Source organism: Pseudomonas sp. PS02288, from assembly GCF_029959715.1.
Lineage (GTDB): Bacteria > Pseudomonadota > Gammaproteobacteria > Pseudomonadales > Pseudomonadaceae > Pseudomonas_O > Pseudomonas_O kuykendallii.
In genome coordinates, this window is record NZ_JASCPA010000038.1 from 19,782 (window position 1) to 39,950 (window position 20,169).

Genomic DNA, 20,169 nt, shown 5'->3' on the forward strand with positions numbered 1-20,169 from the left:
ATGCTTTTTTATCAGGATGTCGTTTGTGACGCTGTGGATCATATTGCTGCTTGCCGTGCTGCTCAGCCCGCTGGTGTGGCTGCTGCCTTCGCACCGTCAGCGCGGGCAGATGGACGTTCGCCTGGCTGCCCGGCGCCGCGGGCTCGCCATGAACCTGTCGCGGCAGGACTGGCCGCACTGGCTGGAGCGCACGCCGCCAAGTCCGTGCGCACAGTATCACCGTGCCCGCCGTCCCGGGCGCAGCGATACCTGGTCGTACTGGCAGAACCCATCTGGTGAATGGTTGAACCAGTGGCGTGAGCCCTGCAAGGACGAGCGACTGCTCGCGCAGTTCGCCAGCTTGCCTGCGGATGCCTACCGGATCGAGGCGGGCGTGCAGATGATCGGTATCTGCTGGGGCGAGCGCGGCGGTGGTGAGGAGCTGAACCGGCTCGCGGCGGTCTTGGACGCCCTGGCCTGACGGCCGATTTCTTCTCTTCGCCGAACCTGTTCGCGGCCTCTTCCCCGATCTTCTACGCTCTGCGTGCCACCGTAGCAGAGGGTGTGCGGCGAGCTATCGCCCAGCAAAAGTCTGGCGGCGGCGGTCAAACCGATAGCCAATTGACAAGCACACGCTTTTCCGAGAAGGTGTGCTACCCAAATCAAACGGGCGTATGAATTGAGCGTTTGCCTTGCGGCGCTCTAGAACAACAACCCGAAGATCGCGTCGGAGGGTGTGCCAGCAGCGTCGGATTTCACTCGACGGCCAAGCCGCGGGAAATCCAGTGTCGGTGTCCGATGTGTACTGTTCAGCTTCCATTTCGTGGAGATCAGTTGATGATTTACGAAGGTAAAGCCATCACGGTTAAGGCTCTTGAGGGTGGCATCGTCGAATTGAATTTCGACCTCAAGGGTGAGTCCGTCAACAAATTCAACCGCGTCACGCTGAGCGAATTGCGCCAGTCCGTGGACGCCATCAAGGCAGACGGCTCGATCAAGGGCGTCGTCGTCACCAGCGGCAAGGACGTGTTCATCGTCGGCGCCGACATCACCGAGTTCGTCGACAACTTCAAGTTGTCCGACGAGGAGCTGATTGCCGGCAACCTCGAAGCCAACAAGATCTTCAGCGATTTCGAAGACCTCGCGGTGCCGACCGTCGTCGCCATCAACGGCATCGCCCTCGGCGGCGGCCTGGAAATGTGCCTGGCCGCCGACTACCGCGTCGCCTCCGAGACCGCGAAGATCGGCCTGCCGGAAGTCAAGCTGGGCATCTACCCAGGCTTCGGCGGCACCGTGCGCCTGCCGCGCATCGTCGGCACCGACAACGCCATCGAGTGGATCGCCTCGGGCAAGGAAAACCGTGCCGAAGACGCGCTGAAGGTCGGCGCCGTCGACGCCGTGGTCAAGGCCGACAAGCTCAAGGAAGCGGCTCTGGACCTGGTCAAGCGAGCCATCTCCGGCGAGCTGGACTTCAAGGCCAAGCGTCAACCCAAGCTCGAGAAGATCAAGCTCAACGCCATCGAGCAGATGATGGCCTTCGAAACCGCCAAGGGTTTCGTCGCCGGCCAGGCCGGCCCGAACTACCCGGCGCCGGTCGAGGCGATCAAGACCATCCAGAAGGCCGCGAACTTCGGTCGCGAGAAGGCGCTGGAAGTCGAGGCCGCCGGCTTCGTCAAACTGGCCAAGACGCCGGTTGCCGCGAGCCTCATCGGCCTGTTCCTGAACGATCAGGAACTGAAGAAGAAAGCCAAGCAGTACGACGAAGTCGCCAAGGACGTGAAACTGGCCGCCGTACTCGGCGCCGGCATCATGGGCGGCGGCATCGCCTACCAGTCGGCGTCCAAAGGCACGCCGATCCTGATGAAGGACATCCGCGAGGAAGCCATTCAGCTCGGTCTGGGTGAGGCCTCGAAGCTGCTCGGCAAGCAGGTCGAGAAGGGCCGTCTGACGCCGGCGAAGATGGCTACCGCGCTGAGCGCCATCCGTCCGACCCTGTCCTACGGCGACTTCGGCAACGTCGACATCGTCGTCGAGGCCGTGGTCGAGAACCCGAAGATCAAGCAGTCCGTGCTCGCCGAAGTGGAAGGCCAGGTCAAGGAAGACGCGATCATCGCGTCGAACACCTCGACCATCTCCATCAGCCTGCTGGCCCAGGCGCTCAAGCGCCCCGAGAACTTCTGCGGCATGCACTTCTTCAACCCGGTGCACATGATGCCGCTGGTGGAAGTGATCCGTGGCGAGAAGACCGGTGAAACGGCCATCGCCACCACCGTCGCCTACGCCAAGAAGATGGGCAAGAGCCCGATCGTGGTCAACGACTGCCCGGGCTTCCTGGTCAACCGCGTGCTGTTCCCGTACTTCGGCGGTTTCGCCAAGCTGCTCAGCTTCGGCGTCGATTTCGTCCGCATCGACAAGGTGATGGAGAAGTTCGGCTGGCCGATGGGCCCGGCGTACCTCTCCGACGTGGTCGGCATCGACACCGGCCACCACGGCCGCGACGTGATGGCCGAGGGTTTCCCGGACCGCATGGCGGTGGAAGGCAAGACCGCCGTCGACGTCATGTACGAAGCCAATCGCCTCGGCCAGAAGAACGGCAAGGGCTTCTACGCCTACGAGACCGACAAGAAGGGCAAGCCGAAGAAGGTCGTCGACCCGCAGGCTTACGAAATCCTCAAGCCGATCGTTACCGAGCAGCGTGAAGTGACCGACGAGGACATCGTCAACTTCATGATGATCCCGCTGTGCCTGGAGACCGTGCGCTGCCTGGAAGACGGCATCGTCGAAACCGCCGCCGAGGCCGACATGGGCCTGATCTACGGCATCGGCTTCCCGCCCTTCCGTGGGGGCGCGCTGCGCTATGTCGATTCCATCGGTGTCGCCGAATTCGTCGCGCTGGCCGACAAGTACGCCGACCTGGGTCCGCTGTATCACCCGACTGAAAAGCTTCGCGAAATGGCCAAGAGCGGCCAGAAGTTCTTTGGTTAAGAGAGCGAGAGACTATTTATGAGCCTGAATCCGAGAGACGCCGTCATTGTCGACTTCGGCCGCACGCCGATGGGCCGATCCAAGGGTGGCATGCACCGCAACACCCGCGCCGAAGACATGTCCGCGCACCTGATCAGCAAGTTGCTGGAACGTAATGGCAAGGTCGATCCGGCCGAAGTCGAGGACGTGATCTGGGGCTGCGTCAACCAGACCCTGGAGCAGGGCTGGAACATCGCGCGCATGGCCTCGCTGATGACCCAGATCCCGCACACCAGTGCCGGGCAGACCGTCAGCCGCCTGTGCGGTTCGTCGATGAGCGCGCTGCACACCGCCGTGCAGGCGATTCAGACCGGCAACGGCGACGTCTTCGTCGTCGGCGGCGTGGAGCACATGGGCCACGTCGGCATGATGCACGGCGTAGACCCGAACCCGCACCTGTCCCTGTATGCCGCCAAGGCCTCGGGGATGATGGGCCTGACTGCCGAAATGCTCGGCAAGATGCACGGCATCAGCCGCGAAGCCCAGGACCAGTTCGGTGTGCGTTCGCACCAGCTGGCCCACAAGGCCACCGTCGAAGGCAAGTTCAAGGATGAGATCATCCCGATGCAGGGCTACGACGAGAACGGCTTCCTGAAAGTCTTCGATTACGACGAAACCATTCGTCCGGAGACCACCCTGGAAAGCCTGGCGGCGCTGAAGCCGGCGTTCAACCCGAAAGGCGGTACCGTGACCGCGGGGACGTCCTCGCAGATCACCGACGGCGCATCCTGCATGATCGTCATGTCGGCCCAGCGCGCGCAGGACCTCGGCATCCAGCCGCTGGCGGTAGTGCGTGCGATGGCGGTGGCGGGCGTGGATCCGGCGATCATGGGCTACGGCCCGGTTCCGGCGACCAAGAAGGCGCTGGCGCGTGCTGGCCTGAGTATGGACGACATCGATTTCGTCGAACTCAACGAGGCCTTCGCGGCCCAGGCGCTGCCGGTGCTCAAGGACCTGAAACTCCTCGACAAGATGGAGCAGAAGGTCAACCTGCATGGCGGTGCCATCGCCCTCGGTCACCCGTTCGGCTGTTCCGGTGCGCGGATTTCCGGCACCCTGTTGAACGTAATGAAACAGAACGGCGGTACCTTCGGTGTGTCTACCATGTGCATCGGCCTTGGTCAGGGCATCACCACCGTGTTCGAACGCGTCTAACTCGCTCGGCACGTGAAGCCGGGGCCAGGTGCCCCGGCTTTTTATTTTCTCGGCTGCGGTTTTTCCGTGCTGATCGAGCAGCGAGGCGACATGACTCTACAACCCGGCCTGTACCGTCATTACAAGGGGCCCGAGTACCGAGTGATCGGTGTCGCGCGGCATTCCGAAACGGAAGAGGAGATGGTCGTGTACCAGGCGCTGTACGGCGAGTTCGGCTTCTGGGTACGCCCCCTGAGCCTGTTCTGCGAGACGGTCGACGTGGACGGCGAACAGGTTCCGCGCTTCGCGCTGATTCGCGCCGACGCAGCCTCTTTCGAGCTTTAGCAAGCGAAGCGCCGAGCAAGACCGGCGCTTGACCTTGGCTCTCTCGCCACTATATATAGCGGTGCCGCAACGGCGGCCCCCTCGTTTTTTACTCATCCAATTCAGGAATTTTCCGATCCATGGGCAAATCGCTGGTCATCGTGGAATCCCCGGCCAAGGCCAAGACCATCAACAAGTACCTGGGCAACCAGTACGTGGTGAAGTCGAGCATCGGCCACATCCGTGACCTGCCCACCAGTGGTTCGGGGAATGCCGCCAAGGAGCCGGCCAAGCGCGGCAAGGCCGCCGCGGCCGAAGCGCCCGCGCTGTCGCCCAAGGAAAAAGCCAAGCGCCAGTTGTTCACCCGCATGGGCGTCGACCCGGAGCACGGCTGGAAAGCCAAGTACGAAATCCTTCCCGGCAAGGAGAAGGTGATCGAAGAGCTGCGCCGTCTCGCCAAGGATGCCGACACCATCTATCTCGCAACCGACTTGGACCGCGAGGGGGAAGCCATCGCCTGGCACCTGCGCGAAGCCATCGGCGGCGACGACAGCCGCTACAAGCGCGTGGTGTTCAACGAAATCACCAAGAAGGCGATCCAGGAAGCCTTCTCCAAGCCTGGCGAACTGGACATCGACCGCGTCAATGCCCAGCAGGCGCGGCGCTTCCTCGATCGCGTGGTGGGCTACATGGTCTCGCCGCTGCTCTGGGCGAAGATCGCCCGTGGCCTGTCCGCCGGGCGCGTGCAGTCGGTGGCGGTGAAGCTGGTGGTGGAGCGCGAGCGTGAAATCCGCGCCTTCGTTCCCGAGGAATACTGGGAAATCCATGCCGACCTCGGTACCGCCAAGGATGCCAAGGTCCGCTTCGAGGTCGCTCGCGAGAAGGGCGAAGCCTTCAAGCCGGTCAACGAGGCGCAGGCGATGGCCGCCGTGGCCAAGCTCAAGTCTTCCAGCTACAGCGTGATCAAGCGCGAGGACAAGCCGACGAGCAGCAAGCCGACGGCCCCGTTCATCACCTCGACCCTGCAGCAGGCGGCCAGCAACCGCCTCGGCTTCGGCGTGAAGAAAACGATGATGATGGCCCAGCGTCTCTACGAGGCGGGCTACATCACCTACATGCGTACCGACTCCACCAACCTGTCGAACGACGCCATCGAGATGGTGCGTGGTTTCATCGACGGCGAGTTCGGCGCCAAGTACCTGCCCGCCAAGCCGAATTCCTATTCGAGCAAGGAGGGCGCCCAGGAGGCGCACGAAGCGATTCGTCCTTCCGACGTGAACATGCGCCCGACCCAGCTCTCCGGCATGGAACGCGACGCCGAGCGCCTGTACGACCTCATTTGGCGCCAGTTCGTGGCCTGCCAGATGCCGCCCGCGGAATACCTGTCGACCACCGTTAGCGTCAAGGCCGGTGACTTCGAGCTGCGCGCCAAGGGTCGCATCCTCAAGTTCGACGGTTACACCCGCGTGCAACCGCAGCAGAGCAAGCCCGGCGAAGACGCCGTGTTGCCGGACATGAAGGAAGGCGAGGCGCTGAAACTGGTCAAGCTCGACCCCAGTCAGCACTTCACCAAGCCGCCGGCGCGCTTCTCCGAAGCCAGCCTGGTCAAGGAGTTGGAAAAACGCGGGATCGGCCGTCCATCCACCTATGCCGCGATCATCTCGACCATCCAGGACCGCGGTTACGTCACCGTGCACAACCGCCGTTTCTATTCCGAGAAGATGGGCGACATCGTCACCGACCGGCTGTCCGAGAGTTTCTCCAACCTGATGGACTACGGCTTCACCGCCGGCATGGAGGAGAACCTCGATGACGTGGCGCAGGGCGAACGCGACTGGAAGAACGTGCTCGACGAGTTCTACGGCGACTTCAAGCACAAGCTCGAAGCGGCCGAGACCGGTGGCAAGAGCGAGGCCGGCGGCATGCGTGCCAACCAGCCGACGCCGACCGACATTCCCTGCCAGCTGTGTGGCCGTCCGATGATGATCCGCACCGCGTCCACCGGGGTGTTCCTCGGTTGCTCCGGTTACAGCCTGCCGCCGAAGGAACGCTGCAAGGCGACCTTGAACCTGATCCCCGGCGACGAGATCGCCGAGGATGACGAGGGTGAGTCCGAGTCCCGCGTGTTGCGAGGCAAGCACCGCTGCCCGATCTGCAGCACGGCAATGGACGCGTACCTGCTGGACGAGCACCGCAAGCTGCACATCTGCGGCAACAATCCGGATTGCACCGGTTACGAGATCGAGCAGGGCACCTATCGGATCAAGGGCTACGAAGGCCCGAGCCTGGAATGCGACAAGTGCGGCAGCGAGATGCAGTTGAAGACCGGCCGTTTCGGCAAGTTCTTCGGTTGCACCAATCCGACCTGCAAGAATACCCGCAAGCTGCTCAAGAGCGGTGAGGCCGCGCCGCCCAAGATCGATCCGATCAAGATGCCGGAGCTCAAGTGCGAGAAGGTGAACGACACCTACGTGCTGCGTGATGGCGCTTCGGGCCTGTTCCTCGCCGCCAGCCAGTTCCCGAAGAACCGCGAAACCCGCGCGCCTCTGGTGCTGGAGCTGATCCCGCACAAGGATGAACTGGACGAGAAGTATCACTTCATTCTCGATGCACCGACGAAGGACCCCGAAGGCCGTCCGGCAGTGATCCGGTTCAGCCGCAAGACCAAGGAGCAGTACGTGCAGTCGGAAGTCGACGGCAAGCCGACCGGCTGGCGCGCGTTCTACGACGGCGGCAAGTGGAAGGTCGAAGACAAACGCTGATGCCCTTGCCTTCGGGCGCGCGGGCGATTGCCCACGCGCCTGCGCAGCGCTAGCGTGGTCCCATTCGCCGGCTCGTTGTTCGCCGGCGCCAGCGTGGAGCAGCAGCATGTCCCATGAGCTCTATACCCGCACCAACCAGAAAGTCTACTTCGCCGGACTGGCGCTGGACGGATGGCGCAAGGCCGAAGAAGGCGGCGTGATGAACGCGCTGGCGCTGATCCAGGCCGAGCGTGAAGCGGCGCTGTTCCATCTGTATGGCGCCTTGCTCGGCCTATGCCACGAGATTGCAGGGTTCTATCGCCTGCCGAACGCCCAGGCTCCGCGTGCGGAGACGCTGCTCGATCGCGCGCTTCTTGAGGCTGCGCCGAGCCCGGAAATGGCCGAGCTGGTGGAAATGGCGCAGTACCCGGAGACCTGGCTTGGCCAGTTATTGGCGGCCTACGCGCAACTGTTCCGGCCACCGGAGGCGCCTCGCAAAGCCAAGGTCGATCCGTCGACTCCCCTGATCCAGGCGGTCACGCTGGATGAGGAAGAACCCGAGCCGGCGCTGCCTCGCGAGGAATTGGAAGCCTGGCGCCAGCAACTCAAGCTACTCGCCTTGCGCTTTCGTGCCAGCCTCACCGAAAGCTGAGGTAAGCCGGTAGGGCATCTGCGCCGTCGAGCAGACGGGGTTCCGGAAGCGGGTGCGCACCGCTCTGCTGCTGGCAAGCGGTCAGGTCTGTTATCGTGGGCTCAGCACTGGAGTCGAGGCTTGCGGTACTTAACGGTTCCTGTAGGCGGCGGCGATCGGGGCCCCGCTTGAGCGCAATGAGCGGCGGTCATCTACAAGCCATAACTGCAGGTACGGGCGTGATGAACGTCGCCTTAGCACTAGGGAGCCATGGTTTCCACTGCTACAATGACGCGCCTTCCATCGAGACCCCTTTCATGCCTACCTCCTTCCTGGAAATCGTCGAACTGCCCGATGGGCGCATTGCGCTGCGCCGCGCCGAGGATGAGGAGGCGCTGGTGGTTCTGGATTTCTCCGAGGATGCCAAAGCGTTCCTGCAGGGCCACCACGTGGAAGTGGCCAAGGCGATGCTGAATGTTGGCGTGCAAATGGCCGGGAAGATGGCCGAAGGGGATTTCGAGCGAGACCAAGAGCCCCGCGTTCTTCATTGAGAAGGGCGAGCGCTGTTCGGTTTTGGTAGAAGCTGCCTAAGCGGGCGCCGGCAGTTAAGCGAGTACGTCGGATCACGACACGTCCCTGTGTCGGCGAAACCTCAACCCAGACGAATGTTCAGGCTCTGCGCGCCACCTTGGCGAGCCGCAGCAGCAAGGCTCGCGCGCGCCGAACGGTCCAGCTGGAGCCAACTGACCACGGTATGACTGCGCCCCAGACGCAGAGCCTCGCAGGTCAACTCCAGCGCGCTCTGCTCGCCGCGTGGCTGGAGCAGCAGAATCCGTTCGCGGTTGAGCCCCGCATCGCGCAGCCAGGCTTGCGTGAGGCTGCCAGGCGGTGCGATCAGCGTGAGCCAGCGTGCGTCGGTCTCCTCGCTGAGTTCGCGCAGCATCGGCGCCAGCAGGTTGAGGCAGTGATTGGCAGCTCCGCGCAGCGATATCTCGCTGAAGGCTTCCGCTTCGTCCAACCAGGGGGAATCCAGCGCCTGGGTCAGCAGGGGGATGGCCGGCTGTGCGAGAAACGCCTCGAACAGCGGCAGTTGCGGGAGGTCAAGCGTCTGCGGGAACTGCATGGAACGTCTCCTTTAGCGGCGAATGACGCCGACACTCAAGCCTTCGATCACCAGGCTCTGTTGTTCGAGATCCACTTCGATGGGCGCGAAGTCGGGGTTTTCCGCGATCAACCAGACCTTGTTGCCCTGGCGCTTGAAGCGTTTGACGGTGACCTCGTCATCCAGCCGCGCAACGACCACCTGGCCATTGCGCGCTTCGCGAACCGTGTGCACGGCCAGCAGGTCGCCGTCGAGGATGCCGATGTCCTTCATGCTCATTCCGTGCACGCGCAGCAGGTAGTCGGCGCGCGGGTGGAAGAAGGCCGGGTTGATCTTGCAGGACTCCTCGACGTTCTGTTCGGCGAGTATCGGAGCCCCGGCGGCAACGCGACCGATGATCGGCAGCGAGTCTTCGTCCGCCACGGCTTCGCTGCCGGGAATGCGGATGCCGCGCGAGGCACCCGGCGTCATTTCGATCGCGCCCTTGCGGGCCAGCGCCTTGAGATGTTCCTCGGCGGCGTTTGGCGACTTGAAGCCCAGGGCCTGGGCGATTTCCGCGCGAGTCGGCGGGTAGCCGTTGTCTTCCAGGCACTGCTTGATGAAAGCGAGGATCTCGGCTTGGCGTGGCGTCAGTTTCAGCATGGTCAGCGCTCTGGGTTTTTGTACAGTGACTGGAATTATATACAGTGAATCCCCTGTGGCAATCTTTCATTTGCATCCCTGTCGAGCCCGCCTGGCGATGCCTGGATATTGCAAAAGCGCGACGGGCACGGCCAAATGTGACCGGCGCGTCAGGCCAGGCGCGATGCGACTTGACAGTGGACGGGCTGAAAACGTATGTTTCAAACAAGTGTTTGTCAGGCGATTTGAATCATGGCCCAGTCCGAAACCGTTGAACGCATCCTCGATGCCGCGGAACAGCTTTTTGCAGAAAAGGGCTTCGCCGAAACGTCCCTGCGGCTCATCACCAGTAAAGCGGGCGTCAACCTGGCCGCGGTGAACTATCACTTCGGCTCTAAGAAGGCGCTGATCCAGGCGGTCTTCTCGCGTTTCCTCGGTCCCTTCTGCAGCAGCCTCGAGCGCGAGCTGGAGCGACGCCAGACCAAGCCTGAAGAGAAGGCCAGCCTCGAGGAGCTTCTCGAACTGCTGGTCGATCAGGCGCTTGCGGTCAAGCCCCGCAGCGGCAACGACCTCTCCATATTCATGCGTCTGCTCGGTCTTGCGTTCAGCCAGAGCCAGGGCCACCTGCGCAAGTATCTGGAAGAGGTATACGGCAAGGTCTTCCGCCGTTACATGCAGCTGGTCAACGAGACCGCGCCGCGGATTCCGCCGCTGGAACTGTTCTGGCGCGTGCACTTCATGCTGGGCGCCGCCGCGTTCAGCATGTCGGGGATCAAGGCCTTGCGGGCGATGGCCGAAGCCGATTTCGCGGTGAATACCTCGATCGAGCAGGTCATGCGCATGATGGTGCCGTTCCTCGCCGCGGGCATGCGCGCGGAAACCGGTATCTCCGACGAAGCCCTGGCTGCCGCGCAGATGCGCCCGCGTACCAAGACCGCGGCGCTCTCCGCTCAGGCCTGACCGCGGTGGGCGGGCGAGGGCCGATCGGCTAAGCTAGCGCGCATGCCAAACCTCGATCTGCTGCACATCTCCATCGACGATCAGACGCTCTTCGGGTTTGCCGAAGGGCGTCTCGTGCTGCGTCTGCCGGTTTCCACCGCTGCCAATGGCGCCGGCGAGCGCAACGGCTCCAATTGCACGCCGCGCGGCCTGCACCAGGTTCGCGCCAGGATTGGGGACGGTCTGCCCCTCGGTGCGGTATTGCGGGGCCGACGCTGGACCGGCGAGATCTGGTCGGCGGAGCTGCATGAGCAGTTCCCCGGGCGTGACTGGATTCTCACGCGGATTCTCTGGTTGTCCGGCTGCGAGCCGGGCTTCAACCGCCTGGGGCCGGTCGATACCTTCCGCCGCTACATCTATCTGCACGGCACACCGGACAGCGTCGTCCTCGGTGTGCCCGGTTCCCATGGCTGCATAAGGCTGCGCAACAGCGACCTGCTGGCGCTGTATCCGCGTGTGCCGCTGCATTGCCCCGTTCGTATCGAAGAGGCTGCCCGTCCCGAGTGGATGTCGGCCGAGCTCGATTAAGGATTTTCCCGTGACCATTACCCTGCAAGGTTCGCTGATGCTCGATGTCGGCGGCTACTGGCTGACTGCCGAGGACCGCCAGTTGCTGCGTCAGCCGGAGGTCGGCGGCCTGATCATCTTCGCCCGCAACATCGAGCACCCGCGTCAGGTGCTCGAGCTGAGTCGCTCGATTCGCGCCCTTCGTCCCGATCTGATCCTCGCCGTCGACCAGGAAGGCGGCCGCGTCCAGCGCCTGCGTGAGGGTTTCGTACGGCTGCCGGCGATGCGTGCGCTGGCTGCGCAGGCGGATGCCGAAGCGCTTGCCGAGCACTGTGGCTGGTTGATGGCGACCGAAGTGCTGGCGGTGGGGCTGGATATCAGTTTCGCTCCGGTGCTCGATCTGGATCACCAGCGCAGCCAGGTGATCGGTGCACGCGCGTTCGAGAGCGATCCGCTGCGCGCCGCGGACCTCGCCGGCGCGTTCATTCGCGGCCTGCGCGCAGCCGGGATGGCCGCCACCGGAAAGCATTTCCCCGGGCACGGTTGGGCCGAAGCGGATTCCCATGTGGCGATCCCGATCGACGAACGCAGCCTCGAACAGATCCGCGCCTGCGATCTGCAGCCGTTCGCGCGGTTGGCCGGTGAGCTGGACGGGATGATGCCGGCACACGTCATCTACCCCCAGGTCGATGCGCAGCCGGCCGGCTTCTCCCGGCGCTGGTTGCAGGACATCCTGCGCGGCGAACTGGGGTTCTCCGGAGTAATTTTCAGCGACGACCTGTCGATGGCCGGTGCGCATGTGGTCGGCGATGCCGGCGAGCGCATCGAGGCGGCATTGAACGCCGGTTGCGACATGGGGCTCGTATGCAATGACCGCGCGGCTGCCGAGCTGGCGCTGAGCCGTCTGCAACGTCTGCGCGTCGGCCGGCCGGGCAACCTTTCGCGGACGCGCGCGCGCAGCTGGCCCGATACCAGCTATCGCCAGCACCCGCGCTGGTTGCAGGCTACCGCCGCGTTGCGCAGCGCCCAATTGATCGACTAAGGAGCACGCATGACCGTTTACGCCATCATCGGTGGAACTGGCCTGACCCAGCTCGAGGGCCTCGACCTGAGCGTGTCGCTGGATGAACAGACGCCCTACGGCGCGGCCTCGGCGCCGGTCCTGCGCGGCGAGTATGGCGGTCGGGAGGTGCTGTTCCTCGCCCGCCACGGGCATCCGCACCGGCTGCCGCCGCACAAGGTGAACTACCGGGCCAACCTGTGGGCGCTCAAGCAGGCCGGCGCCGAGGCGATCATCGCGGTCAACGCGGTGGGGGGCATCAACCCCGGCATGGGTACCGGGCACCTGTGCGTGCCGCATCAGCTGATCGACTACACCTGGGGCCGCGAGCACACCTTCTTCGATGGCGAACCGCAACCGGTGACCCACATCGATTTCAGCAATCCCTACGATGAGCTGCTGCGCATGCGGCTACTGGAGGCGCTGCAGGCCAGCGGATACGCGTACAGCAACCTTGGCGTCTACGGCTGCACCCAGGGGCCACGCCTGGAAACCGCGGGCGAAATACTGCGCATGGAGCGCGACGGTTGCGATCTGGTCGGCATGACCGGAATGCCTGAAGCCGCCCTCTCGCGCGAACTCGCGCTGCCCTACGCCTGCCTGGCGCTGGTGGTGAATCCGGCGGCGGGAAAGAGTGTCGAGATCATCACCATGGCCGACATCGAGGCGGCGCTGGCCGAGAGCATCGACCGCGTGCGCGAGGTGATCGGCCGGGTGCTGGCGAGCGATGCCTGAGCCGGTGCCGCAATGAAAAGGCCGATGCACTGCATCGGCCTTTTTCGTTGCGCCACTCGGCAGGGCGATCAGAGCGGGCTGACGCGCACCAGCAGGCCCAGGCTGGAGTGGTCCAGGTAGGTCAGTTCGCCGATCTTCAGCCGGCTGGTCTGCTTGAGGTGTTCACTGGCGGCGATCAGGTTCTGCCCATCGAACTGATTGACCCAGAAATCCGCCTCGACATCGACGAAGCGCACCTGCGACAGGCTCAGGGTGCCCTCGACCGGGAAATGCCCAAGCTGTTCGCTGCCGGCGCTCACGGCCACCTTGCTCGGGGTCGCGCCGATGTTCTGCTGCCAGGCCTTGTGCATCAGCACCTGGTAGCCCTTGCCGGCGGTCAGCTTGGCCGCCTGGCTATCCAGCGCACGCGCGGCCTCGCTGCTCAGTGGCGTGGCTCCGGCCGCCCAGTCGTCCGGGGCCGGTTGGCTGGCATCCACCGCCGGCGCCTGGCGGAACAAGATCACCTCGACCTGATAGGTGCCGTCGGCGAAGGCCGCCGGGGCGAGGAGGGCGAGCAGCAGCGGGAGCAGGCGAAGCAGCGGCATTGCGAAATCCTTCATGGCGAGAGGCCCGCATGCGGCGGGCCGGGTCTTCAGGCGTTCGGGGCGAGGCGCTCGAACAGCGCCTCCAGGGTGTTGAAGCGCTCTTCCGGTCGCTCCATCGGTACCTGGAACTTGAACAGGGTGGCCCCTTCGAACTTGTAGCGTTTGGGCTGGCTCTGGATCAGCTTGATCAACACCAGCGGATCGACCGCGGTGTCTGCCGCGAACTCGATGCGCCCGCCTTGCGGACCGGCGTCGACCTTCTTGATCCCGAGCTTCTCGGCCTGCAGCTTCAGCAGCGTCAGACGCACCAGGTTCTTAGTCGGTTCCGGAAGCAGGCCGAAACGGTCGATCATCTCCACCTGCAACTCCTTCAGGCCATCCTCGTCGGCGGCGTTGGCGATGCGTTTGTAGAGGATCAGCCGCGCATGCACGTCGGGCAGATAATCCTCGGGGATCAGCGCCGGCAGACGCAGGTTGATCTCCGGGCCGCCGCCCAGCGGCTGGTCGAGGTTCGGCTGCTCACCCTTGCGGATGGCTTTCACCGCGCGCTCGAGCATTTCCATGTAGAGGGTGAAACCGACCGCCTGGATCTGCCCGCTCTGGCCGTCGCCGAGCAGTTCGCCGGCGCCGCGGATTTCCAGGTCGTGGGTCGCCAGGACGAAGCCCGCGCCGAGGTCCTGGGCGTTGGCGATGGCTTCCAGGCGCTTCTGCGCATCGTCGGTCATCTGCTTGCGCGGCGGCGTGAGCAGGTAGGCGTAGGCCTGGTGGTGGCTGCGCCCGACGCGCCCGCGCAACTGGTGCAGCTGGGCCAGGCCGAATTTGTCGGCGCGCTCGATGATGATGGTGTTGGCATTGGGCACGTCGATGCCGGTCTCGATGATGGTCGAGGCCACCAGCACGTTGAAGCGCTTGTGGTAGAAGTCGCCCATCACCTGTTCCAGCTCGCGCTCGTGCATCTGCCCGTGGCCGATGCCGATGCGCGCCTCGGGCACCAGTTCGGCCAGATCGGCGGCGCACTTCTCGATGGTCTTCACGTCGTTGTGCAGGTAGTAGACTTGGCCGCCACGCAGCAGCTCGCGCAGCAGCGCTTCCTTGATCGTCGGCTTGTTCTGCTCCATGACGAAGGTCCGCACGGAGAGCCGGCGCGCCGGCGGCGTCGCGATGATCGACAGGTCGCGCATCCCGGCCACCGCCATGTTCAGCGTGCGCGGGATCGGCGTGGCGGTGAGGGTGAGGATGTCCACCTCGCTGCGCAGCGCCTTGAGCTGTTCCTTCTGGCGCACGCCGAAACGGTGTTCCTCGTCGATGATCACCAGGCCGAGGTTCTTGAACTTGACGTCCTCGGAAAGCAGCTTGTGCGTGCCGATGACGATGTCCACCTGGCCTTCGCCCAACTGCTGCACGGCCTCTCCGACCTCCTTGGCCGACTTGAAGCGGCTCATCACCTCGACCTTCACCGGCCAGTCGGCGAAGCGGTCGCGGAAGCTGTTGTAGTGCTGCTGGGCGAGCAGGGTGGTCGGCACCAGAACCGCCACCTGACGGCCGCTGTGCACGGCGATGAAGGCGGCGCGCATGGCCACTTCGGTCTTGCCGAAGCCGACGTCGCCACAGACCAGGCGATCCATCGGCTTGGGCGCCAGCATGTCCTCGCGCACCGCCTCGATGGCGGTCTGCTGGTCGGGCGTCTCCTCGAAGGGGAAGCCGGCGCTGAAGGTTTCGTAATCCATCTTCGGATCGTCGAATGCGTAACCTTCGCGGGCGGCGCGGCGGGCATAGATGTCGAGCAGTTCGGCGGCGACGTCGCGGACCTGCTCGGCGGCCTTGCGCTTGGCCTTCTGCCAGGTTTCCGAACCGAGCCGGTGCAACGGCGCCAGGGCATCGTCGCTACCGGTGTAGCGGGCGATCAGGTGCAGGCTGGCGACCGGCACGTAGAGCTTGGCTTCCTCGGCGTACTGCAGGGCGAGGAATTCCGCGGCCTGGCCCTCGATCTCCAGGGTGATCAGGCCGAGGTAGCGGCCGACGCCGTGGTCGATGTGCACGACCGGCGCACCCTCGCGCAGTTCGGTGAGGTTCTTGATGACATTGTCGCCATCGTGCTGCCGCTTGTCGCGGCGCCGGCGCTGCATGATCCGCTGGCCGAACAGCGGGCTTTCGGCGACCAGCGCGAGCGCCGGCGTCTCCAGCAGAAGGCCTTCGTCCAGCGGCGCGATGGCGATCGCCAGGCGCTCCTCGCCGGCGACGAAATCGGCCCAGCCCTCGACCTGCTGTGGTTTCAGCTTGAGCCGCGCGAGCAGTTCCAGCAGCACCTCGCGGCGCCCGGCGGTCTCGGCAGTGAACAGCACGCGGCCGGAGAATTCGTCGAGGAAGCGCCGCAGCGCGCCCAGCGGCTCGCTGGCTTTGGCCTCGATGGCCAGATCGGGCAGCGCCGAGGCGGGGAGACGCTCGCGGCCGACACCGGTTTCCAGATCCTGCTGGCCGGCGACCACCCGCGGCCAGTTCTTCAGGCGGGCGAAGCAATCCTCCACCGGCAGGAACACGTCGGCCGGCGGCAGCAGGGGGCGCTCAGGGTCGACGCGGCGGTCCTCGTAGCGGTTGCGCACGTCGTTCCAGAACTGCTCGGCGGCCTGCTCGATGCCCGGCAGCGAGAACACCTGGGTGTCCTGCGGCAGGTAGTCGAACAGTGTCGCGGTTTCCTCGAAGAACAGCGGAATGTAGTACTCGATGCCGGCCGGGGTGATGCCGCTGGCCAGGTCCTGATAGATCGGGCAGCGGCGGAAGTCGACGTCGAAGCGCTCGCGGAAGCGACCACGGAAATCGGTCACGGCCTTCTTGTCCAGCGGGAATTCGCGCGCCGGCAGCAGGCGGATCGACTCGACCTTGTCGATCGAGCGCTGGGTCTCCGGATCGAAGGTGCGCAGCGTCTCGATCTCGTCATCGAACAGATCGATGCGGTAGGGCAGCGAGCTGCCCATCGGAAACAGGTCGATTAGCGCGCCGCGCACGGTGAACTCGCCGTGCTCGTAGACGGTGTCGACGTAGCGATAGCCGGCGGCTTCGAGGCGCGCGCGCAGCATCTCGACGTCGAGCTTCTGGCCGACGTCCATCACCAGGCTGGTGCCTAGCAGAAAGCGCGTCGGTGCCAGCCGATGTAGGGCCGTGGTGATCGGTACTACCAGGACGCCGTGCTGCAACTCGGGCAGGCGATAGAGCGCGGCGATGCGCTGGGAAATGATGTCCTGGTGCGGCGAGAACAGGTCGTAGGGCAGGGTTTCCCAGTCGGGAAAATGCAGCACCGGCAGTTGCGGGGCGAAGAAGCGCAGTTCCTCCTGCAGGCGTTCGGCGCTCTGGCTGTCGTTCGTCAGCAGCAGGGTGAAACGTTTGGCGGCGCTGGCGGCCTCGGCGATTGCCAGGGAGAGCGCGGCACCAGGCAGGTTGCCCCAGTACTGCTTGCCGGCGGCGGACGGGAGAAGCGGGAGGCGCAATACAGGCACGTGGGGTCTTGGCTCCGGAGAGAAAGTTGAGCGCAGGGATTGTAACTATCCGGGGCGACGGCTGTCAGTGTCATGGTCGCTGCGATTGCCGGCCGATCTGAGCGTCGGCATAATGTAGCCCCTTTTTACAGCCCCTACATATGGAAGGTACTGCCCGTGAATCAGAAGCCCGACCAGTGTCTTGGTGAATGGATCGATCGTGAGGCTCTTGCGGAAACCATGATTCCGCTGATCGGCCAGCTCTACCGCAACAACAATGTGGTGATCTCCATCTATGGCCGCAGCCTGATCAACCGTTCGGTCATCGAGATCCTCAAGGCGCATCGCTTCACGCGCCACCGCCAGGCAGACGAGACCGAACTTTCGGTCCATGACACCTTCCCGATCCTGAAGACCATGAGCGAGCTTAAGCTGGGCGCCGCTTCGGTCGATCTGGGCAAGATGGCCGCGAAATTCAAGGACGGCAAAGGCGACCGCAGCGTCGAGCAGTTCGTCCGCGAAGAACTCGCCGATGTCATCGGCAAGCAGAATGAAACCCCGCACAAGGGCAAGGACGTGGTTCTCTACGGCTTCGGCCGCATCGGTCGCCTGCTGGCACGCATCCTGGTCGAGAAGACTGGTGGCGGCGAAGGCCTGCGCCTGCGCGCCATCGTCGTTCGCAAGGGCGCCGAAAACGACCTCGCCAAGCGCGCCAGCCTGCTGCGCCGCGACTCCGTGCACGGCTCGTTCTACGGCACCATCATCGTCGACGAAGAGAACAACACGCTCAACGTCAACGGCAACCTGATCAAGGTGATCTACTCCAACGATCCCTCGACCGTCGACTACACCGCCTATGGCATCCAGGACGCGCTGCTGGTCGACAACACCGGCAAATGGCGCGATGCCGAGGGCCTGTCCCAGCACCTCAAGTGCCCGGGCGTGGACCGCGTGGTGCTCACCGCACCAGGCAAAGGCAAGCTGAAGAACGTCGTCCATGGCATCAACCATGGCCAGATCACCGACGACGACAAGATCGTCTCCGCGGCGTCCTGCACCACCAACGCCATCGTGCCGGTGCTCAAGGCGGTCAACGACAAGTTCGGCATCGTCAACGGCCACGTCGAAACGGTTCACTCGTACACCAACGACCAGAACCTGATCGACAACTTCCACAAGGGCAACCGCCGTGGTCGCAGCGCCGCGCTGAACATGGTGATCACCGAGACCGGTGCCGCCACCGCTGCGGCCAAGGCGCTGCCGGAACTGGCCGGCAAGCTGACCGGCAACGCGATCCGCGTGCCGACGCCGAACGTCTCCATGGCGATCCTCAACCTGAACCTGGAGAAGGGCACCAGCCGCGAAGAGATGAACGAGTACCTGCGCTACATGGCGCTGTATTCGGATCTGCACAACCAGATCGACTTCGTCAATTCGCCGGAAGTGGTTTCCACCGACTTCGTCGGTTCGCGCTACGCCGGCGTGGTCGATGCCGAAGCCACCATCTGCAGCGATAACCGTGTCGTCCTGTACGTCTGGTACGACAACGAGTTCGGCTACAGCTGCCAGGTCGTTCGCGTGATGGAAGACATTGCCGGGGTCAATCCGCCGGCGTTCCCGCGCTGATACAGCACCTTGCCTGATACAAAACGGGAGCCTTGGCTCCCGTTTTGCATTTCTGCAGCCGGAATTGCGTCCGTCGTCGATTTTTCGTGCTCTCCGACAGGATCGAAAACACCATTCGGCGGCTTTTGTAGCATTTCTTCTCGGCATCTTTGTTAGAGCGAAGCTATCATCGGGCGCTTTTTAATGGCTGGAACCCCACCGTCACCATCGCCGATGGGGAGTCAGCCGCGCTTTAACGCACGTTCTGCGATGCGTGTAATGCTTTGAAAAAAATGGAATTCAGGCCTCCCATGATTACGATAAAGAAAGGGTTGGAGCTGCCCATCGGTGGCGCGCCAGTACAGCGCATCGAGCCTGCTAGACCGGTACGCAGTGTCGCTGTGATAGGTCCGGACTATCACGGCTTGAAGCCGAGCATGGCTGTTCAGGTTGGGGACCGGGTGCAACTCGGCCAGGTCCTGTTTTCGGACAAGGCATCGCCTGGCGTGAGTTTCACCGCCCCGGCAGCTGGTGTGGTCAGCGCCATTCATCGTGGTGAGAAGCGCGTTCTGCAGTCGGTGGTCATCGATGTTGAGGGCGACGATGCGGTGCGTTTCGAGGCCTATCCGGCCGAGCGGCTCGGGCAGCTCGAGCCCGCGGAAGTGCGTCGCTTGCTGCAGCAGTCCGGTTTGTGGACGGCATTGCGAACCCGCCCGTACAGCAAGGTGCCGGCAGTCGACGCGACGCCGCATTCGATCTTCGTCACGGCCATCGACACCCATCCGCTGGCGGCAGACCCGCTGCTGGTGATCGGCGAGCAGCCCGAGGCGTTCGCCAATGGTCTGGTCGTTCTGACCCGTCTGGCCGGCGTCCATCTGTGCAAACGTCCGGGTGCCGAGTTGCCCGGCGAGAGCCTGCCCGGCGTGCGTGGAGAGGTGTTCGCCGGTCCGCACCCGGCTGGACTGGCCGGCACGCATATCCACTTCCTCGACCCGGTGAGCAGCGCGAAGAGCGTCTGGAGCCTGGGCTATCAGGACGTCATTGCCATCGGCAAGCTGTTCGTCGATGGCCGCCTGTGGACGGAGCGCGTGGTGGCGCTGGGTGGCCCGGCCGTGGAGCAGCCGCGGTTGCTGCGGACCCGCCTGGGCGCAAACCTCGACGAGCTGACCGCTGGCGAGCTGCATCCTGGTGTCAGCCGGGTGATCTCCGGTTCGGTGTTTGGCGGGCGCACGGCCCACGGCGCCTTCGCCTTTCTCGGCCGCTATCACCACCAGATCAGTTGCCTGGCCGAAGGGCATCAGCGCGAGCTGCTGCATTACCTGCGTCCGGGCCGTGATCGCCATTCGGTGCTGAATATCTTCGTTTCGCGGTTGTTCAAGAGTGGCAAATTCACGTTCACCACTTCGACCAACGGTAGCGCGCGGGCGATGGTGCCGGTAGGCAACTACGAACAGGTGATGCCGCTGGACATCCTCGCGACCCAGTTGCTGCGTTCGTTGATCGTCGGTGATACCGAGATGGCACAGAAGCTTGGCTGTCTGGAGCTGGATGAAGAAGACCTGGCCCTGTGCAGCTACGTCTGCGCCGGCAAGTACGAGTACGGCCCGATTCTGCGGGATAATCTGACACGCATCGAGAAGGAGGGCTGACCCC

General features: G+C 64.1%; 17 protein-coding genes. 13 read left to right on the plus strand and 4 right to left on the minus strand.

The genetic code is table 11. The features are described from left to right. Positions 1–25 precede the first annotated feature (25 nt). From QMX85_RS15280 to QMX85_RS15310, 7 genes are all read left to right on the plus strand, one after another. Positions 26–460, plus strand: coding sequence for a hypothetical protein (locus QMX85_RS15280; protein WP_282342227.1), 435 nt, complete (start codon positions 26–28; stop codon positions 458–460). A gap of 356 nt (positions 461–816) precedes the next feature. Continuing rightward, a complete protein-coding gene (fadB, locus tag QMX85_RS15285) occupies positions 817–2,964 on the plus strand; it encodes a fatty acid oxidation complex subunit alpha FadB (RefSeq protein ID WP_090231294.1) in 2,148 nt (715 codons plus the stop codon). A gap of 18 nt (positions 2,965–2,982) precedes the next feature. Next, positions 2,983–4,158 carry an acetyl-CoA C-acyltransferase FadA gene (fadA, locus tag QMX85_RS15290; RefSeq protein WP_273233011.1) on the plus strand — a complete coding sequence of 392 codons (1,176 nt, stop codon included), beginning with the start codon at positions 2,983–2,985 and terminating at the stop codon, positions 4,156–4,158. A gap of 90 nt (positions 4,159–4,248) precedes the next feature. Further along, complete coding sequence (locus tag QMX85_RS15295) at positions 4,249–4,482, plus strand: DUF1653 domain-containing protein (RefSeq protein ID WP_090231292.1); 234 nt, start codon at positions 4,249–4,251, stop codon at positions 4,480–4,482. A 119-nt stretch (positions 4,483–4,601) separates the two neighbouring features. Further along, the gene (topA, locus tag QMX85_RS15300; RefSeq protein ID WP_282342233.1) at positions 4,602–7,223 is read left to right on the plus strand and encodes a type I DNA topoisomerase; all 2,622 of its coding nucleotides are present in this window, start codon (positions 4,602–4,604) and stop codon (positions 7,221–7,223) included. 106 nt (positions 7,224–7,329) lie between these two features. After that, the gene (locus QMX85_RS15305) at positions 7,330–7,854 is read left to right on the plus strand and encodes a DUF6586 family protein (RefSeq protein ID WP_282342235.1); all 525 of its coding nucleotides are present in this window, start codon (positions 7,330–7,332) and stop codon (positions 7,852–7,854) included. A 296-nt stretch (positions 7,855–8,150) separates the two neighbouring features. Then, on the plus strand, positions 8,151–8,384 hold the full coding sequence (locus tag QMX85_RS15310) for a hypothetical protein (protein WP_090231356.1): 234 nt from the start codon (positions 8,151–8,153) through the stop codon (positions 8,382–8,384). Positions 8,385–8,485: 101 nt separating this feature from the next. Here QMX85_RS15310 and sulA read toward each other — a convergent pair whose 3' ends face one another. Next, complete coding sequence (gene sulA, locus QMX85_RS15315) at positions 8,486–8,956, minus strand: SOS-induced cell division inhibitor SulA (RefSeq protein ID WP_282342238.1); 471 nt, start codon at positions 8,954–8,956, stop codon at positions 8,486–8,488. Positions 8,957–8,968: 12 nt separating this feature from the next. Continuing rightward, positions 8,969–9,577 (minus strand): transcriptional repressor LexA, encoded by a 609-nt coding sequence (lexA, locus tag QMX85_RS15320; RefSeq protein ID WP_282342239.1) that lies wholly within the window; start codon positions 9,575–9,577, stop codon positions 8,969–8,971. A 231-nt stretch (positions 9,578–9,808) separates the two neighbouring features. Between lexA and QMX85_RS15325 the strand changes: the two genes are divergently transcribed. Genes QMX85_RS15325 through QMX85_RS15340 form a run of 4 tightly spaced genes read left to right on the plus strand, consistent with a single transcriptional unit; the run spans position 9,809 to position 12,857 of the window. Beyond that, positions 9,809–10,516: a TetR/AcrR family transcriptional regulator gene (locus tag QMX85_RS15325; RefSeq protein WP_282342241.1), complete on the plus strand. Its 708-nt coding sequence runs from the start codon at positions 9,809–9,811 to the stop codon at positions 10,514–10,516. A gap of 42 nt (positions 10,517–10,558) precedes the next feature. Next, entirely contained in the window at positions 10,559–11,083 is a 525-nt protein-coding gene (locus tag QMX85_RS15330) for a L,D-transpeptidase (RefSeq protein ID WP_282342243.1), read from the plus strand. Positions 11,084–11,105: 22 nt separating this feature from the next. After that, on the plus strand, positions 11,106–12,104 hold the full coding sequence (gene nagZ / locus QMX85_RS15335; RefSeq protein WP_282342268.1) for a beta-N-acetylhexosaminidase: 999 nt from the start codon (positions 11,106–11,108) through the stop codon (positions 12,102–12,104). A 9-nt stretch (positions 12,105–12,113) separates the two neighbouring features. Continuing rightward, complete coding sequence (locus tag QMX85_RS15340) at positions 12,114–12,857, plus strand: S-methyl-5'-thioinosine phosphorylase (protein WP_282342245.1); 744 nt, start codon at positions 12,114–12,116, stop codon at positions 12,855–12,857. Positions 12,858–12,925: 68 nt separating this feature from the next. Here QMX85_RS15340 and QMX85_RS15345 read toward each other — a convergent pair whose 3' ends face one another. After that, complete coding sequence (locus QMX85_RS15345) at positions 12,926–13,441, minus strand: CsiV family protein (RefSeq protein ID WP_282342246.1); 516 nt, start codon at positions 13,439–13,441, stop codon at positions 12,926–12,928. Positions 13,442–13,488: 47 nt separating this feature from the next. Further along, positions 13,489–16,932, minus strand: a complete 3,444-nt coding sequence (gene mfd, locus QMX85_RS15350; protein ID WP_282342248.1) for a transcription-repair coupling factor — start codon at positions 16,930–16,932, stop codon at positions 13,489–13,491. 156 nt (positions 16,933–17,088) lie between these two features. Between mfd and QMX85_RS15355 the strand changes: the two genes are divergently transcribed. Beyond that, positions 17,089–18,537: a glyceraldehyde-3-phosphate dehydrogenase gene (locus QMX85_RS15355; protein WP_282342250.1), complete on the plus strand. Its 1,449-nt coding sequence runs from the start codon at positions 17,089–17,091 to the stop codon at positions 18,535–18,537. Between the two features lie 290 nt (positions 18,538–18,827). Further along, positions 18,828–20,165, plus strand: coding sequence for a Na(+)-translocating NADH-quinone reductase subunit A (locus QMX85_RS15360; protein ID WP_282342252.1), 1,338 nt, complete (start codon positions 18,828–18,830; stop codon positions 20,163–20,165). Positions 20,166–20,169 lie beyond the last annotated feature (4 nt).

Bases quoted from the DNA above. Each gene is read 5' to 3' on its own strand.
- fadB (WP_090231294.1), top strand. From the start codon at position 817: ATGATTTACGAAGGTAAAGCCATCACGGTTAAGGCTCTTGAGGGTGGC.
- fadA (WP_273233011.1), top strand. From the start codon at position 2,983: ATGAGCCTGAATCCGAGAGACGCCGTCATTGTCGACTTCGGCCGCACG.
- QMX85_RS15295 (WP_090231292.1), top strand. From the start codon at position 4,249: ATGACTCTACAACCCGGCCTGTACCGTCATTACAAGGGGCCCGAGTAC.
- topA (WP_282342233.1), top strand. From the start codon at position 4,602: ATGGGCAAATCGCTGGTCATCGTGGAATCCCCGGCCAAGGCCAAGACC.
- QMX85_RS15305 (WP_282342235.1), top strand. From the start codon at position 7,330: ATGTCCCATGAGCTCTATACCCGCACCAACCAGAAAGTCTACTTCGCC.
- QMX85_RS15310 (WP_090231356.1), top strand. From the start codon at position 8,151: ATGCCTACCTCCTTCCTGGAAATCGTCGAACTGCCCGATGGGCGCATT.
- sulA (WP_282342238.1), bottom strand. From the start codon at position 8,956: ATGCAGTTCCCGCAGACGCTTGACCTCCCGCAACTGCCGCTGTTCGAG.
- lexA (WP_282342239.1), bottom strand. From the start codon at position 9,577: ATGCTGAAACTGACGCCACGCCAAGCCGAGATCCTCGCTTTCATCAAG.
- QMX85_RS15325 (WP_282342241.1), top strand. From the start codon at position 9,809: ATGGCCCAGTCCGAAACCGTTGAACGCATCCTCGATGCCGCGGAACAG.
- QMX85_RS15330 (WP_282342243.1), top strand. From the start codon at position 10,559: ATGCCAAACCTCGATCTGCTGCACATCTCCATCGACGATCAGACGCTC.
- QMX85_RS15340 (WP_282342245.1), top strand. From the start codon at position 12,114: ATGACCGTTTACGCCATCATCGGTGGAACTGGCCTGACCCAGCTCGAG.
- QMX85_RS15345 (WP_282342246.1), bottom strand. From the start codon at position 13,441: ATGCCGCTGCTTCGCCTGCTCCCGCTGCTGCTCGCCCTCCTCGCCCCG.
- QMX85_RS15360 (WP_282342252.1), top strand. From the start codon at position 18,828: ATGATTACGATAAAGAAAGGGTTGGAGCTGCCCATCGGTGGCGCGCCA.